Here is a 15925-nt window from a genome sequence, read left to right on the forward strand (position 1 = left end):
TGAGTTGTCACGGGTGTGCGTGCCCGGGACCCGTGACAACTCAACCGACGTTGCCGTGGGGAGGGGCCGGTCAGCCCGCGCGCGCCGCCTCGTGGGCCAGCAGGGCCTGCTTCGCGGCGGTGCCGTAGAGGTAGTGGCCCGCGGCGCCGTCGGCGCGCACCACGCGGTGGCAGGGCACGACGACGGCCGCCAGGTTGGCGGCGCACGCCCCGCCGGCGGCGCGCACGGCCCGCGGGGCCCCGCACCGTTCGGCCAGGCCGCCGTAGGTGGCGGGGGAGCCGGGGGCGATGCCGCGCAGCTCCCGCCACGCCCGCTGCCGGAACGCGGTGCCCGGCTGGGTGACGTCGAGGGCGTCGAGCGCGGCCACGTCCCCCGCGGCGTAGGCGGCCAGGGCGTCGGCGACGGGCTGGGACGCACCCGGACGCGGTTCCACGGGGCGCGGGTTCATCTCGCGGTCGGCGGTCTCCGGGTCCAGGGCCACGAGCCGGTCCATGAGCGTCTCGAGGAGGCGCCCGATCGCGGCGGCGGGGGGCTCCGAGTCCTCCGGCACGGCCACGCCGGAGGCGCGCACCGTCTGGTCCTCGGGGGAGAAGACGGCCACGAGGGTGAGCTCGGTGGCGGGCAGGGCGGCGGCGGTCCAGCGCAGCTCGGGAAGCAGGTCCATCCCCTCATTGTCCTGCACGGCCCGGCCCGGACAGGTGTTCGCGCGTCCCCTCCCTGTGTCAGGCTGGCGTCCATGACCGAGATCCGCGTCTTCGAGCATCGCACCCTCCTGCGCCACCCGCGTGAGGTCGTCTTCCGCTGGCTGGAGAACCCCGGCGCGCTGGAGCGGCTCACCCCGCCCTTCGCCGGCGAGGTGGTCCAGGGGCCCACGGACGGCCTCCGCGTGGGCTCCGAGTCGCGGCTGCGCATCCAGGCCCCCGGGGCGGCCGGCCTGTTCGCCGGCGCGGCCCACGGGATGCTCACCGGCCTGCTGCCGGACGCCGTCGCCTCCCGCCTGCCCGGTGGGGCCGCGCCCGCGGTGCCGTGGCGAGCCCGCCACACGGCCTACGAGGAGGGCCGCATGTTCCGGGACGAGATGGTCTCCGGTCCCCTCGCCTCCTGGCGGCACACCCACCTGCTCGACGACGCCGCGCCCGGTGAGGCGGACACGGCGGACGGCCGGCGCGGCACGGTCGTGACGGACCACATCGAGTACGCCCTGCCGGGGGAGTCCCTGGTGTCCCGCGTGCCCGGTCTGGGCGCCGCGGCCTCGCGCCGCACCCACGAGGCGTTCGAGGCGGAGCTGGGCCGCCAGTTCGCCTACCGCGCCCGCGTGATGGCCGATGACCTGGACTTCCACGCCGCCCACCCCGGCCCCCTCGTCGGCGGGCCGGCCCGCACGGTCGCCGTGACGGGGTCCGGTGGACTGATCGGTCGGCAGCTCTGTGCCCTGCTCACCACCGGCGGCCACCGCGTCATCCGGCTCGTGCGGAGCCCGAAGAGGGCCGGTGCGCTGGACGCGGCGCTGTGGGACCCCGGCCGGGAGACCGTGGATGAGGACGCCCTGGCCGAGGCCGACGTCGTCGTGAACCTGGCGGGCGAGCCCATCGCGGGCCGGTTCACGGACGCGCACAAGGAGGCCGTGCACGACTCGCGCGTCCGCGGCACGCGCACCCTCGTGGACGCGCTCGCCCGGATCGCCGCACGGGAGGGGGACGACGCGCGGGTGCGGGCACTCGTGAACGGCTCGGCGATCGGGTACTACGGGGCGGACGCGGGCACGGGCCCGTTCGGCAGCGGCCTCGTCGAGGATCTGGAGCCCGGGGACGACTTCCTCGCCGAGGTCGTCGCGGACTGGGAGGCGGAGGCCCGGCGCGCCGAGGCGGCCGGCATCCGGGTGGCGATGCTGCGGACCGGCGTGGTGCTGAGCCCGGCCGGAGGCATGCTGCAGCAGGTGCTGCCGCTGTTCCTCGCGGGCCTCGGCGGCCCGGTCGCGACCTCGGGCGGGGAGAGCCACGACGGCAGCCCGTGGCTGAGCTGGATCGGTGCCGATGACATCGCCGGCGCCTTCGCCCACGCGGTGATCGACGACGGCGTCACCGGCCCGGTGAACGCGGTGGCGCCGGAGCCGGTCACGGCCCGGGAGTTCGCCACCGTCCTCGGGCGGGTGCTGCACCGGCCGGCGGTCATCCCGGTGCCCGACGCCGGGCCGCGCCTACTGTTGGGTGAGGAGGGCCGGGTGGAGACCGTGGCGGCGGACCAGAAGGTCGTGGCGGACCGACTGGTCGCCTCCGGCTACGACATGCGCGACCCCGAGCTGGAGGGCGCGTTGCGCCACGTGCTCGGGCGGTGACGGGGTGGGGCGGCGTCCCCCGGGACGCCGCCCCCGCGGGTTGTCAGTCCTGCAGCGCGCCGGTCTCCCGGATGAGCTGGCTCAGCGCGGTGAACGCGTCGCGGGCCAGCGCCTCCCAGAGGGCCAGGGCCAGCTGGGGGAAGCCCTCCTGGAGCGCGACCATCACCTGGGCGGTGAGGACTCGCGCCGTCACCGGCCCGCGCGCGCGAACGGTGGAGGGCTGACGGCCCGGCTGGCCGAGGGCCATCTCGCCGAACGTCATCCCCGGGGTGAGCAGGGTGCGGCGCACACGACGGCTGCCCGTGCCCTGGCCCGAGAGCTCCACGGTGCCGGAGACGATCACGTAGATGCCGCCGAACGGCTGGCCGGCGCGACGGATGATCTGGCCGTCCGAGTAGACCCGCTCGTCCATCATGGACTCGAGCAGGCGCGCATCGTCCGCGGAGAGGTGCTGCAGCAGGGGTGCTACGGCCGCCTCCTGGGCGTCCCGCGGCAGCAGGTGGGGGGCGTGCCGGGAGAGCAGCCGCTGCTCGGCCCACTGGGCGGCCCGCGAGCGGGAGTCGAAGAACACGAACTGCGCGCCCTCGGCGGCGGGGTCCACCCCCTCGGCCTCATCCTGCAGCGGCTCGGGCAGGTCCACCTCCACGGACTCCTCGACGGCCGACATCAGCTCCTTCATCTCGGCGGCGTCCCGGTCCACGACGACGACGTCGAGCCCGTTGCCCAGCGCGCGGGCGAACCACTGGGCCACCAGCAGGCGGGCCGGGCGGGAGATGGAGCTGACCGAGCGCATGTCCACCACGAGCGTCTCGAGGGCCTCCGGCAGACCGCGGCTGACGCGGGCGATCGCGTCCACCTGGCTGAAGCCGAGGTGACCGCCCAGCTCCATGACGTGCACGGTGTCCGCGAACCGCCCGAGCGCCTCGAGGACGACGGCGCTGCGCACCGTGCCCGAGGGCGCCTGATCGATCCGGTAGTGGGTGCGCAGGGCCGCGCGCGGGGAACCGGTGACCACCGACGGGTGCAGCTCGAAGTCCTCGACGATAGTCCGCAGGGCGGCCATCGCCGCGGCGCCGAGCCCGTTCTCGTCCGTCGTGTCCGACTGCAGCGCCAGACCGAGGTGGCCCGGCACCACCACGAGCACCGTGCCGCCGCGGGTGGACGCCCAGCCAGGCTGACCGACGTCGTACGCCCACCGGGAGTCCCGGGTGTCCATGCCGCAGGAGTCCATCACCGAGAGCACGCCGCGGACCGTCTCCTCGCTCAGCACCCGGTCCCCGGTGACGGGGTGGACGCCGCCGTGCGCGAGGGTGCCGGCGAGCAGGGCGAGGTCCTCCACGGTCACGGCGGCGGCACGCACCGTGGCGATGTCCTCGAGCAACGTCTCGGGGTCGGCGTCCAGCGTGTCGAGGGACTTCATCAGCCACGCAGCCGACCGGGTGTGATGCTGGGCGCGGTTCTCCGCGCGGGCGGCCGACTCCGTGACGGTGACCTCGCGGTCGAACAGTGCGGAGAGCAGCTGCATCATGCGTGCGGTCCGGTCGCGGCCACCGCGGCCCTTCACGAGGGAGGCGGTGGCCACCGCGCCCGCGTTCTGCAGCGGGTTGTGCGGCAGGCCCGTGACGGCGTCCACCTCGACCCGGTGGTCCAGGTCGCGCACGGGGGCGGCTCCCACTCGCTCGCCCACCCGCACCGCGCCGAGGTCCTCGAGGGCCTGCGCGTGGAACAGGGGAGAGGCGAGCGTGGCCAGGGGCACGGCCGTCATGGATCCGGAGACGTAGCGGTGCCCGTCCACCAGGAGCATCGCGACGCCCAGCCCGTCCGGGACCTCCCCCTCACCCGCGTGGGCCGACGTGAGGCGATCGAGGTGCTCCTGGACGGGTGTGGTCATGGGTCACAGCCTAGTCAGTGGGGCGGCCCCGGGACAGCGCGACGGAGGCGGGCACAATGGGTCCCGATGCCCACCCCCGTCGATCCCGTCTCCGTCCCCGCCTGCCTCTCCGCCGCTCTGGGCCGCCTCAGCACCGGCCTGACGTTCGCCGCCGCCCTGCCCGAGCTCGAAGACGCACTGGACGCGCGCGGGGCGGCCGTCGTCGAGGCGCCCCCGGGCACGGGCAAGACCACCGTGGTCCCGCCCGCGCTCGCGGTCCGGCTCGCGGACCACGGCGGCGGGCGCGTCCTGGTCACGCAGCCGCGGCGGGTCGCGGTGCGCGCGGCCTGGCGGCGGCTGCGCACGGCGGTGCTGGCCGCCGCGGCCGACGCGCAGCCCGGCGCCGACCCCGACGCGCAGGCTCGGCTCGCGGACGCCGCCGTCGGGTACGCCGTGCGCGGCGACGCGGTGGGCGGCGGGGCCTCGGCCGTCGAGTTCGTGACCCCGGGCCTGCTGCTGCGCCGCCTCCTCGCCGACCCCGGGCTCGACGGCGTGGGCGCGGTGGTCCTGGACGAGGTCCACGAGCGGGACCTGGACACGGACGTGCTCTTCGCCCTCCTCGCCGACCTGCGGCAGCTGCGCCCCGAACTCGTGCTCGTGGCCATGTCCGCCACCGTGGACGCGGCGGCCCTGGCCGCCCGCTGGGCCCGCGGCATGGGGGAGGAGGCGCCCCTGCCCGTGGTCTCCACCCCGGCCGTGCTGCACCCGCTGCGCGAGGAGCACGCCCCCTTCCGCGGCCACCGCCTCACCGCCGAGGGCCGCGTGGACCGGGCCTTCCTCGACCACGTCGCGGCCACGGCCGCACGCGCCCACGCCGAGGCGCTCGAGGCCGACCCGACCGTGGACGCCCTCGTCTTCCTGCCCGGCGTGGCCGAGGTCGAGGCCGTCGCGGGGCGCGTCGCCGCGCTCGCCCCGGACACCGAGGTCCGCGTCCTGCACGGCCGCCAGGAACCCGCTGACCAGGACGCCGCGCTCGCCGGCCGCGCCGACCCCGCCGTGCCGCGCGTCGTCGTCGCGACGGCGGTCGCCGAGTCCTCGCTGACCGTGCCGGGGGTGCGCCTCGTCATCGACTCGGGCCTGGCCCGCGAGCCGCGCCGGGACCGGGGGCGCGGCATGGCCGGGCTCGTCACCGTCCAGGCCTCGCGCGCGGCCGCCGGCCAGCGCGCGGGCCGCGCCGCCCGCCTCGGCCCCGGCACCGTGGTCCGCTGCCACACCGCTGCAGCCCTGGGCACCGCGCCCGCAGCCCCGACGCCGGCCCTCGCCGTCGTCGACCTCGCGCCGGTGGCCCTGGCGTTCGCGGCGTGGGGTGCCCCAGGTGGGCGCGGGCTGACCCTGCCCGAGGACCCGCCGGCCGACGCGATGGCCGCAGCCGAGCGCACGCTCGCCTCCCTCGGCGCGGTGGACGAGGACGGGCGCATCACCCCGCACGGCGCCGTCCTGGCCGAGCTGCCCCTGGACCCGCCCCTCGGCCACGCCCTCCTGCGCGCGGCACCGTGGACGGGGCCCCGCCCCGCGGCCGAGGTGACGGCGGCCCTCACCCTGGACCTGCGCGCCCCCGGGGCCGACCTCGAGGCGCTGGTCGCGGCCGTGCGGGCCGGCCGGCACCCGGAGGCCGGGCGCTGGCGCCGGGAGGCGGACCGACTGGAACGACTCGCCCGTCGGCACGCACACCACGCCCCGGATGAGCCCGGGCCCGAGGCGACGGCGGCCGCGCGACGGCACCCCGCCGGCCTCGTGGCCGCCCTGGCCTTCCCCGCGTGGATCGCCCGACGCGCGGGGGAGGCGGGCGCGTACCTGCTCGCCTCCGGCACCCGCGCGGCCCTGCCCCGCGACGCCGCCGGCGGCGGCCTGGCGGGGCAGGAGTGGCTGGCCGTGGCCGAGGTCGCCCGCATCGCCGGGGACGCGGCCGGCACGGGTGCCGCGATCCGCTCGGCCGCGCCGATCGACCGGACGCTCGCCGAACTCGCCGGCGCGGGCCTGCGGCGCACCGAGGACACCGCCGACTGGCGCGGGGACCGGCTCACCGGCCGCCGCGTGGACCGGCTGGGCGCGCTCGTGCTGGCGGAGACGCCGGCCCCCGTCGCCCCCGACGCCGCCGCGCAGGCCGTGTGCGCCGCACTCGCCGCCGACGGCCTCGCCCGGTTCGACCCGAGCGGTCGGACCGAACGCCTGCGCCGCCGGGTGCACCTGCTCCACCGCGTCCTCGGCGCCCCGTGGCCGGACCTTTCGGACGCGGCGCTGCCCGGCCTGGACGCGCTGGTCGACGGGCTCGCGGCCGACCTGGCCGCGGGGCGGCCCCTCGCGCGCCTGGACGCCGAGGCGCTGCTGCGCGGTGCCCTGCCGTGGCCGGAGGCGGGGCGGCTGGACGAGCTCGCCCCCGAGCGCCTGCCCGTGCCGAGCGGGCGCGCCGTCGTCGTGGACTATCCGGCCGTCCACGAGGACACCCCGCCCGTGGTCGCCGCCAAGCTGCAGGAGTTCTTCGGGGCGCATGTCACCCCCGCTGTGGCGGACGGTCGTGAGCCGGTGGTCCTGCACCTGCTCTCCCCGGCAGGTCGCCCGCTCGCCGTGACCGCCGACCTGCCCTCCTTCTGGGCCGGCCCCTACGCGCAGGTCCGCGCTGAGAACCGGGGGCGCTACCCCAAGCACCCGTGGCCCGAGGATCCCGCCGCCGCGGAGCCGACCGCCCGGACGAACCGCCGCGCCCGCTGAGAAAGGGGTCCGCGAAACGTGCAGGAATCGCTGTGATGCGTGATGATGGCCGTCACATCCGACTCGCATCGATTGAGGTTCCACTTGTGAGACACGACACGCGGGCACGTCAACGGCGCCGGGCCACGCTGGCCGGCGCCGTCGCCGCGGGCGCGCTCCTGGCCGGGTGTGCTCCGGCCGAGCAGACGCCCACCCTGACCTGGTACACCAACCCCGACGACGGCGGGCAGGCGAAGATCGCCGCCCAGTGCACCGACGCCGCGAACGGCCGGTACAGAGTCGAGACGTCCATGCTTCCGACGGACGCCGCATCCCAGCGCGAGCAGCTGACCCGCCGCCTCGCCGCAGGCGACACGTCGATGGACATCATGTCCCTCGACCCGCCGTTCGTCCCCGAGCTCGCCGAGCCCGGGTTCCTGGCCCCCGTGCCGGAGGAGATGCAGGCGTACGCGAAGGACAACGCCCTGGAGGGCGCGCTCGCGGCCGCCAGCTGGAAGGACGAGCTCGTCACGGTCCCGTTCTGGGCCAACACGCAGCTGCTCTGGTACCGCAAGTCGGTCGCCGAGGCCGCGGGGCTGGACATGTCCCAGCCCGTCACGTGGGACCAGCTGATGGAGGCCGCCCGCAGCCAGGACAAGGACCTGGCCGTCCAGGGCGCCCGTGCGGAGTCCATGACCGTGTGGCTCAACGCGCTCATCGAGGGCGGCGGGGAGCAGATCGTCCCCAACGCCGAGGCGCCCACGGACGAGGTCACCACGAACCTCGACTCCGAGGCCGGCCGCACGGCCGCCCGGATCATCTCCACCATCGGCAAGGAGGGTCTCGGCAGCGCCGGCCTGCCGACCCAGGACGAGAACGCCTCCATGCTGCTCTTCCAGGGCAAGAACGGCTCGTTCATGGTCAACTGGCCGTTCGTCTGGCCGGCCACCCTCGGCTCCGTGGAGGAGGGCTCGCTGCCGGAGGACCTGCCCGAGGACATCGGCTGGGCCGTCTACCCCCGCACCGTCGAGGGCAAGGACGCCGCGCCGCCCGTGGGCGGCATCAACCTGGGGGTGGGCGCGAAGTCCGAGCACCAGGACCTCGCCTGGGACGCGATCTCCTGCATCACCACCACCGAGCACCAGAGCCAGTACTTCGTCGAGAACGGCAACCCGCCCGCCGACCCGGCGGCCTACGACGCCCCCGAGGTCGCCGAGAAGTACCCCATGGCGGACACCATCCGGGAGTCCCTCGAGCTGGGCGCCCCGCGGCCGCAGACCCCGTACTACAACGAGGTCTCCACCGCGATCCAGCAGCGCTACGCGCCGCCGTCGGGCGTCACCGAGTCCACCCCGGCCGAGACCGACGACTTCATCCAGGAAGTCCTGAGAGGGGAGCGTCTGCTGTGAGCCACGTCGACACCGCACCCGCCGCATCCACCCCGCGCGCCGCCGAGGGTCGCCGCCCCCGCCGGGTGAAGTCCCAGCGCGCGAAGTCCGAGGCGCGTCTCGGCTGGCTCCTGGCCGGCCCCGCGTTCTTCGTGATGCTGTTCGTGGTCCTGTACCCGATCCTGCAGGCCCTCTACGACTCGCTGTTCACGTACCGGCTCACCGCGCCGGGCGACCGCGAGTTCGTGGGCCTGGGCAACTACGGCGTGATCCTCACGGACCCCGTGTTCTGGAAGGACCTCGGGGTGACCCTGCTGATCACCGTGGTGACCGTGGTGGTCGAGCTCATCCTCGGCTTCCTGCTGGCCCTGGCCATGCACCACGCCATCAAGCAGACCCGCGGCCTGATCCGCACGATCATCCTGGTGCCGTACGGCATCATCACCGTGGTCTCCGCGTTCGCGTGGTTCTACATGTTCTCGATCGACTCGGGCTACATCAACGCCTGGTTCGAGTGGCTGCCGGGCGTCGACGCGGACCTGAACTGGTTCGCGCAGGGCAGCACCGCGCTGTTCGTGATCATGCTCTCCGAGATCTGGAAGACCACCCCGTTCATCTCCCTGCTCCTGCTGGCCGGCCTGGCCCAGGTGCCGGGCGACCTCACCGAGGCCGCCGCCGTCGACGGCGCCTCGTGGTGGCAGCGGATGAAGCTGGTCATCCTGCCGAACATGAAGGCCTCGATCATGGTGGCCGTCCTGTTCCGCGCGATGGACGCGTTCCGCATCTTCGACTCCATCTACATCATGACCAACGGCGCCTACGGCACCGAGGTCCTCTCGCTGCTGGCCTACCGCACGTCCATCGGCCGGCTCGAGATCGGCATGGGTTCGGCGGTCTCCGTGATCCTGTTCCTGTGCGTGGCCCTCATGGCGGTCATCGCCGTCAAGGGCTTCAAGGTGGACCTGGCCGACCGAGGAGGTTCCAAGTGAGCACCGCCGCATCCGCTCCCGCCCCTGAGGGCCGCGCGCCTGAGGGCCGCGCGCCCCACCGTCGCGGCACCGGGAAGGCCACCGCACTGTGGTGGATCCTCACCGTCGTGATCGGCGTGTGGTGCCTCTTCCCGCTGTTCTCGATCTTCGCGACCAGCTTCAAGACGCCCGCCGACCTCGCCAACGGCAAGCTGCTGCCCACCCAGTGGTCCACGGTGAACTACGAGGAGATCTTCGTGGGCGGCTCGCGCGAGCTGTTCCTCACGGCGCTGCGCAACTCGATCGGCATCACCGTGATCGCCACGATCATCGCCGTCATCCTGGCCACGCTGTGCGCCTACGCGATCGCCCGCCTGGACTTCCCGGGCAAGCGGATCGTGCTCACGGTGTCCCTGATGGTCTCGATGTTCCCCGTCATCTCCCTGGTGACGCCGCTGTTCAACATGTGGCGCACCCTCGGGCTGTACGACACGTGGGTCGGCCTGATCATCCCCTACCTGTCCCTGACCCTGCCGATCTCCATCTGGACCCTGGCCGCGTTCTTCCGCCAGATCCCGTGGGAGCTCGACCAGGCCGCGCAGGTGGACGGCGCCACCCCGCTCGAGGCGTTCCGCAAGGTGATCGTCCCGCTGGCCGCCCCCGGCGTCTTCACGACGGCGATCATCGCCTTCTTCATCGCCTGGAACGACTTCGTGTTCGGCATCTCCCTGACCTCCACCGAGACCGCGCGCACCGTGCCCGCCGCCCTGGCCTTCTTCACCGGCGCCTCGCAGTTCGAGTCGCCGACCGGGGCCATCTCGGCGGCCGCGATCATCGTGACCATCCCGATCGTGATCCTGGTGCTGGCGTTCCAGCGTCAGATCGTGGCCGGCCTGACCAACGGCGCGGTGAAGGGCTGAGGCCCGCACACGAGACCTCCCGAAAGGACCCCCCGATGGCCTCCATCACCCTGAACCACATCGACAAGACCTACGACGACGGCTTCCACGCCATCAAGGACGTGAACCTGGAGATCGAGGACGGCGAGTTCGTCATCCTCGTGGGCCCCTCCGGCTCCGGCAAGTCCACGCTGCTGCGCATGATCGTGGGCCTCGAGGACATCACCGACGGCGAGATGCTGATCGACGGCCGCCGCGTGAACGAGGCGGCCCCCAAGGACCGCAACCTCGCGATGGTGTTCCAGAACTACGCGCTGTACCCGCACCTGACGGTGTACGAGAACATCGCCTTCCCGCTGCGGCTGATCAAGGACAACAAGCCCTCCGATGAGGAGATCGACCGCAAGGTGCGCGACGCCGCCCGCGTGCTCGAGCTCGAGGACCACCTCGAGCGCAAGCCCGGCAACCTCTCCGGCGGCCAGCGTCAGCGCGTGGCCATGGGCCGGGCGATCGTGCGCGAGGCGGACGCGTTCCTCTTCGACGAGCCGCTGTCCAACCTGGACGCCAAGCTGCGCGGGCAGATGCGCGCGGAGATCTCGCAGCTGCAGCGCCGCCTGGCCACCACCTCCGTCTACGTGACGCACGACCAGACCGAGGCCATGACCCTGGGCGACCGGGTGGCCGTGCTCAAGAAGGGCGAGCTGCAGCAGGTGGCCAGCCCGCGCGAGCTCTACGAGCAGCCGCTCAACCTGTTCGTGGCCGGCTTCATCGGCTCGCCGTCGATGAACTTCCTGCCCGCCTCGCTGAAGCAGAAGGAGGGCGGCCACGTGCTGTCCTCGCCGATCGGTGACATCCCGGTGCCGCCCGAGAAGGCCCGCGCCGCCGAGGGGCGGGACATCGTGTTCCTCGGCCTGCGGCCGGAGTTCTTCGAGGACGCCGAGCTGGTGGAGGACAGCCGCCGCGGCCAGGGCTCCACCTTCGACGCGACGCTCACGCACCTGGAGTGGCTGGGCCACGAGCAGTACGGCTACATCGAGTTCGATCCGGACCCGGCCGTGGCCGAGATGCTCTCCGCGCTGGCCAAGGACCTGGATGCGGATGAGCTGCGCCCCGTCGTCGTGGCCACCCTCTCCGGCGAGTCCCGCGCCCGGCCGGGCACGCCGACCCGCCTGTGGGTGGACACCACGCGGGTGCACCTGTTCGACCCGACCACCGGTGAGAACCTCACCCGCGACCCCGAGGTCGGCGCCGAGCTGACCCGCCGGGCCGCCGAGGAGCGCCGCCGCCAGATCGAGATGGCGGCCGAGCGTGACGCCGCCGAGCACGAGGCGGACGCGCCGCGCCGCTGAGCCGGCGCCGGGGACGCCGGGGGCGGGTCAGTACCCGCCCTCGGCGTCCACCAAGCCCTCCAGCTCCGTCCCGGCCGCGCGGGCCCGCAGGTTCCGCTCGACCCGCGCGTGGAGCAGCGGGACGCACATCTCCGGGGTGTCCGCCGTGTGCGGCGTGATGAGGGCGCGCTCCTCGGTCCAGAGCGGGTGGCCGTCCGGGAGGGGCTCGGGGTCGGTGACGTCCGTGCCGTAGCCGTGCAGCCGACCCGCCGCGAGGGCCTGGACGACGGCGTCCGTGTCCACCAGCGCCCCGCGGGCGACGTTCACGAGCACGGCGTCCTCATCCAGGAGGGCGAGGCGGTCGGCGTCGACCATGCCGCGGGTCTCCTCGGTGGCCGCCGCGGCGATCATCACGACCTGCGCGCCGGGCAGGACCTCGTCGAGGCGGTCGGTCGTGACGGTGCGGTCCGCGCCGGGCACGTCGCCCGCGCGTCGGCGGACCGCGGTGACGTGCACGTCCCAGGTCTTGAGCAGGCGGATGTACTCCTGTGCGATTCCGCCGCCGCCCACGACCACGGCATTCAGGCCGTTCAGGGTGCGCCCGGAGGAGGGACCCCATGTGGTGGCGCGGACGCGCGCGGGCAGGTCCCGCAGCAGGGCCAGGGTGAGCAGCAGCGCGTGTTCGGCCACCGGCGGCGCGTATGTGCCCTTGGCGGACGTCCACACGATGTCCGGGCGGCTGCGCACGAGGGGGACGAACGGCTCGATCCCGGCGAACGGGAGCTGCACCCAGCTCACGTGGGGGTGGGCGGTCAGGGCCGCGGCGAGCGCATCGACCGGGATCGGGCGGACCATCAGCAGGGCCGTGGCAGAGGTGTCGCCCTCGGCCACGGCGGCGCCGCCGACGTCGGCCACGGCCTGCTCGGCCAGCCGACGGGCGTGGGCGTAGGGGGTGCCGGCGACGTCCTGCGCCGCGGGGAGGACGAGCAGGCGCTCGGGGACGTCGTCGGGTCGGGTGCGGGGGAGAGCGGAAGAGGTGGGCATGGTGCCCACCGTCCCACATCCTCCGGGCCCGGTTCAGCCGGCGACGGCGTCCCGGTGCGCGGCGGACAGCCGCAGGTAGGTGGCCGCGTTCTTCTTGAGGCCCTCCCGCTCCTCGTCCGTGAGGGGGCGGCGGACCTTCGCGGGGACGCCCGCCACGAGAGAGCCGGCCGGGACCTGCGTCCCCTCGAGCACCAGGGCCCCGGCGGCCACGAGCGAACCGGCCCCGATCACCGCGCCGTTCATCACCGTGGCGGACATGCCGATCAGGCAGTCGTCCTCCACGGTGGCCCCGTGCACCACGGCGGAGTGGCCCACGGAGACACCGGCGCCCAGGGTGCACGGGAAGCCCTCGTCCGCGTGCAGCACCACGTTGTCCTGCAGGTTGGTGCCCGCCCCGACGCGGATGGGGGCGGAGTCACCGCGGGCGGAGACGCCGTAGAAGGCCGAGGAGCGCTCGGCCATCTCGACGTCGCCGGTGATCGCGGCGGTCGGGGCGAGGAAGACGGACTCGTGGATGCGCGGGGTGGCACCCGCGACGGTGATGATGTGGGCCATGCCACCAGCCTAGGCGGGCAGGACGACGGCGCCGCGTGGCGCCGTCGTCCCGGGCTCAGCTGAAGACGACGGTCCGCCGGCCGTCCGCGAGGACGCGGTGCTGGGCGTGCCAGCGCACGGCCTGCGCGAGCGTGGAGCCCTCGACGTCGCGGCCGCGGGCCACGAAGTCGGCGGCGGTCTGGGCGTGGGTCACCGGCTGCACGGACTGCGCGATGATCGGGCCCTCGTCCAGGTCGGCGGTCACGTAGTGGGCGGTGGCGCCGATGAGCTTCACGCCGCGTTCGTGCGCCTGGTGGTAGGGGCGGGCGCCCTTGAAGGAGGGCAGGAACGAGTGGTGGATGTTGATGGCCATCCCGGCCAGGTCCCGGCACAGCTCGTCCGAGAGGATCTGCATGTAGCGGGCCAGGACGACCAGCTCGATGTCGAACTGGGCGATCAGGTCGCGCAGCCGGTCCTCCGCGGCCTCCTTGGAGTCCCGGCTCGAGGGGTCCTTGGAGACGGGCACGTGGATGAAGGGCACGCCGTAGAAGGAGGCGAGCGGCTGCAGGTCCAGGTGGTTCGAGACCACCACGGGGATCTCGATGGGCAGGGTGCCGGCGCGCTGCTGGAAGAGCAGGTCGTTGAGGGTGTGCCCGTCCTTGGAGCACATCACGAGGGTGCGCATGCGGTGCGCCGCGTCCCACAGGCCCATGCGCATGCCGAACTCCTCGCGCACCGGCGCGAGCGCCTGCTCGATGTCCTCCCGCGTGGCCGGGGTCACGAACTCCACGCGCATGAAGAAGTCGCCGGTGTCCGGGGAGTCGTACTGCTGCGACTCGGTGATGTCCGCCTCCACGCCCAGCAGGGCGCCCGTCACGGCGTGCACGATGCCCTTGCGGTTCGTGCAGGCCAGCGTGAGCACGCGGGCGTGCTCCGCGCCGGAGGCGGGGGAGGGGCTGGGGGAGAGGGCTGCCGTGTCCATGGCGTCGATGGTAGGCGGTGCCGGCCGCGCGGAACCGCGGGATGACGGGGCTGATCCCTGGTCGGGGGGCCGGGCCCCGTGTCATTCTCAAGACCAGGTTCCCCGCCGCGCGGCGGCGCGGGAAGCACGACGCGGCGCCCGGCCCGGCCGGTCGCCCCAGACGACCGAGGAGCACCCCATGCCAGAGTCCACCCTCTACTGGATCATCGCGGCCATCATCGTCGTGCTGCTGATCCTGATCATCCTCTCGGTGATCGCCTCCCGCCGTCGTCGTGAGGCCGAAGCCGAGGCCGCCGAGACCCGGCTCGAGCGTCGGGGTGTCACCGCGGACACCGCGGGTGAGCAGGCGGCCGCCCCCGCGGCCCCGACCCGCCTCTCCCGCCTGGACGAGGTGGCGGCCGAGGAGGACGCGCGCCCCGTGGCCGCGGTGAAGCCCGCCGGGGGTCTGGCTGCGTTCGACACCGCCGCGGCGGACCGCGAGACCGACGAGTCCGTCGCCGGCGTGGCCGGCGGTGCGGGGGTGACCGTGGACCAGCAGGGCGCCCCGAGCACCGAGGCCACCGCTGAGACCCACCGTCGCGATGCCGCGGCTCCGACCACCCGGGGAACGCTGCGCCCCGTTGCGGCGGCGCCGAGCACGGCGCGCGAGGCGGACACCGTGGGCCTGGGCGCGGCCGGTGTGGCCGGCGGCTCCGGCGTCACCCTGGACGAGCAGACGCCCGCGGCCGACGTCCCGGCGACCCCGGCCTCCCCGTCCCCGGTGACCGAGACGACCGCCCCGGCGGCACCGGCCGCCGAGGCTCCGCAGCACAGGAGCCACCTCACCCCGGCTCCCGAGCACGTGCACGGGACCGTCCCCGCCGACGAGGTCGCCGCCGAGCACACCCCTACCAAGGAGTTCGCCACGGAGGCGATCCCCGTCCCTCAGGGCGAGCACCTCGAGACGCACACGGTCGCCACCACCGCGCACGGCTCGGTCACCGTCGTGGCCACCGAGTCGGACCAGGCCCAGCAGAACGGCGCCGACGGGGCGGAGCGCTCGGCCGCCGGGGCCCTGCGCATCGACGGCACGCCCGGGGTGCCCGGGCGCGTGGCCGAGGCGGACCGCGAGCCGGCGCGTACCGAGGACCATCGCGTGGACGCCGCGCAGCCGGCGGCGGTCGAGCCCGCGGCTGAGCGCCCGTCCCTCGAGGCCGCGGCCGAGCGCCCGTCCCTCGAGGCCACCCCGGCCACCCGACGGGCCGAGGCCCCGGAGACCCACGCCGGCACCACGCCGGCCACGCCCCTGGGCGGCGCCCCGGAGCTGGATCCGACCGCGGCCTCGTCCGGCCGTGCGGAGGACGCCACTCCGGCGACCCGCCGCGAGGCCCGCGCCGCGCAGTCGGCGGCAGCCGCCGGGACCGCCGCGCCGACGTCGTCGACGCCCACGACCGTGGCCCCGGACACCTCCACCTCCTCCGCCCCCACGGATGAGGAGCCCGCCGAGGACGACACCGAGGGCGCCGCCCTCCCGGACCTGCGGGCGGACCGCGACCAGACCCGAGGCTCGGACGCCGAGGGCGAGTCGAAGCTGGCCCAGGCCGGCGCCGTGGCGGCCTCCGCGTTCGAGACCGTGCGTGACAAGGTCGCCGTCCCGCTGCGGGACAACGTGGCCGTGTCCGCCAAGGACAAGGCCGTGAAGGTGATCAAGGACAAGCTGGCCCAGGCGCAGGAGCGCCGCTGGGGCAAGCGCTGACCTGGGCATTCGCCCCACGACGACGGCGGCCGCCCCCTCGTGCGAGGGAGCGGCCGCCGTGCGTTCAGCGGAGCGCGCGGGCGCCCGCCGGGGG

12 protein-coding genes are annotated in these 15925 nt (G+C 74.7%); 7 read left to right on the forward strand and 5 right to left on the reverse strand.

Features of this window, described 5'->3' with window-relative positions; translation table 11 throughout:
- Positions 1–70: 70 nt before the first annotated feature.
- Positions 71–664: a methylated-DNA--[protein]-cysteine S-methyltransferase gene (locus AC0VX0_RS01965; protein ID WP_095353386.1), complete on the reverse strand. Its 594-nt coding sequence runs from the start codon at positions 662–664 to the stop codon at positions 71–73.
- 72 nt (positions 665–736) lie between these two features.
- On the opposite strand from AC0VX0_RS01965, the gene AC0VX0_RS01970 reads away from it, so the two are divergent.
- A complete protein-coding gene (locus AC0VX0_RS01970; protein WP_036338179.1) occupies positions 737–2335 on the forward strand; it encodes a TIGR01777 family oxidoreductase in 1599 nt (532 codons plus the stop codon).
- Positions 2336–2378: 43 nt separating this feature from the next.
- On the opposite strand, the gene AC0VX0_RS01975 is transcribed toward AC0VX0_RS01970, so the two are convergent.
- Positions 2379–4226, reverse strand: coding sequence for a glutaminase (locus AC0VX0_RS01975; RefSeq protein ID WP_044659000.1), 1848 nt, complete (start codon positions 4224–4226; stop codon positions 2379–2381).
- Positions 4227–4292: 66 nt separating this feature from the next.
- Here AC0VX0_RS01975 and hrpB point away from each other — a divergent pair, with 66 nt between their 5' ends.
- From hrpB to AC0VX0_RS02000, 5 genes are all read left to right on the forward strand, one after another.
- Positions 4293–6974 carry an ATP-dependent helicase HrpB gene (gene hrpB, locus AC0VX0_RS01980; protein ID WP_144818784.1) on the forward strand — a complete coding sequence of 894 codons (2682 nt, stop codon included), beginning with the start codon at positions 4293–4295 and terminating at the stop codon, positions 6972–6974.
- Positions 6975–7060: 86 nt separating this feature from the next.
- Positions 7061–8362 (forward strand): extracellular solute-binding protein, encoded by a 1302-nt coding sequence (locus AC0VX0_RS01985; RefSeq protein ID WP_070708748.1) that lies wholly within the window; start codon positions 7061–7063, stop codon positions 8360–8362.
- Complete coding sequence (locus AC0VX0_RS01990) at positions 8359–9330, forward strand: carbohydrate ABC transporter permease (RefSeq protein WP_070708749.1); 972 nt, start codon at positions 8359–8361, stop codon at positions 9328–9330. Before AC0VX0_RS01985 ends, AC0VX0_RS01990 begins: the two co-directional genes overlap by 4 nt.
- Positions 9327–10229, forward strand: coding sequence for a carbohydrate ABC transporter permease (locus AC0VX0_RS01995; protein ID WP_080695955.1), 903 nt, complete (start codon positions 9327–9329; stop codon positions 10227–10229). The genes AC0VX0_RS01990 and AC0VX0_RS01995 overlap by 4 nt, the downstream gene beginning before the upstream one ends.
- A gap of 35 nt (positions 10230–10264) precedes the next feature.
- Positions 10265–11557 carry an ABC transporter ATP-binding protein gene (locus AC0VX0_RS02000; RefSeq protein ID WP_144826111.1) on the forward strand — a complete coding sequence of 431 codons (1293 nt, stop codon included), beginning with the start codon at positions 10265–10267 and terminating at the stop codon, positions 11555–11557.
- Between the two features lie 27 nt (positions 11558–11584).
- On the opposite strand, the gene AC0VX0_RS02005 is transcribed toward AC0VX0_RS02000, so the two are convergent.
- Genes AC0VX0_RS02005 through AC0VX0_RS02015 form a run of 3 tightly spaced genes read right to left on the reverse strand, consistent with a single transcriptional unit; the run spans position 11585 to position 14096 of the window.
- Positions 11585–12580 carry a D-isomer specific 2-hydroxyacid dehydrogenase family protein gene (locus AC0VX0_RS02005; RefSeq protein ID WP_241251982.1) on the reverse strand — a complete coding sequence of 332 codons (996 nt, stop codon included), beginning with the start codon at positions 12578–12580 and terminating at the stop codon, positions 11585–11587.
- Between the two features lie 33 nt (positions 12581–12613).
- Positions 12614–13135 (reverse strand): gamma carbonic anhydrase family protein, encoded by a 522-nt coding sequence (locus tag AC0VX0_RS02010; RefSeq protein ID WP_036314590.1) that lies wholly within the window; start codon positions 13133–13135, stop codon positions 12614–12616.
- A 55-nt stretch (positions 13136–13190) separates the two neighbouring features.
- Positions 13191–14096, reverse strand: coding sequence for a formyltetrahydrofolate deformylase (locus tag AC0VX0_RS02015; protein ID WP_061866944.1), 906 nt, complete (start codon positions 14094–14096; stop codon positions 13191–13193).
- A gap of 178 nt (positions 14097–14274) precedes the next feature.
- Here AC0VX0_RS02015 and AC0VX0_RS02020 point away from each other — a divergent pair, with 178 nt between their 5' ends.
- On the forward strand, positions 14275–15831 hold the full coding sequence (locus tag AC0VX0_RS02020) for a hypothetical protein (RefSeq protein WP_020625389.1): 1557 nt from the start codon (positions 14275–14277) through the stop codon (positions 15829–15831).
- Positions 15832–15925 lie beyond the last annotated feature (94 nt).

The organism is Micrococcus sp. iso_26 (assembly GCF_056172975.1).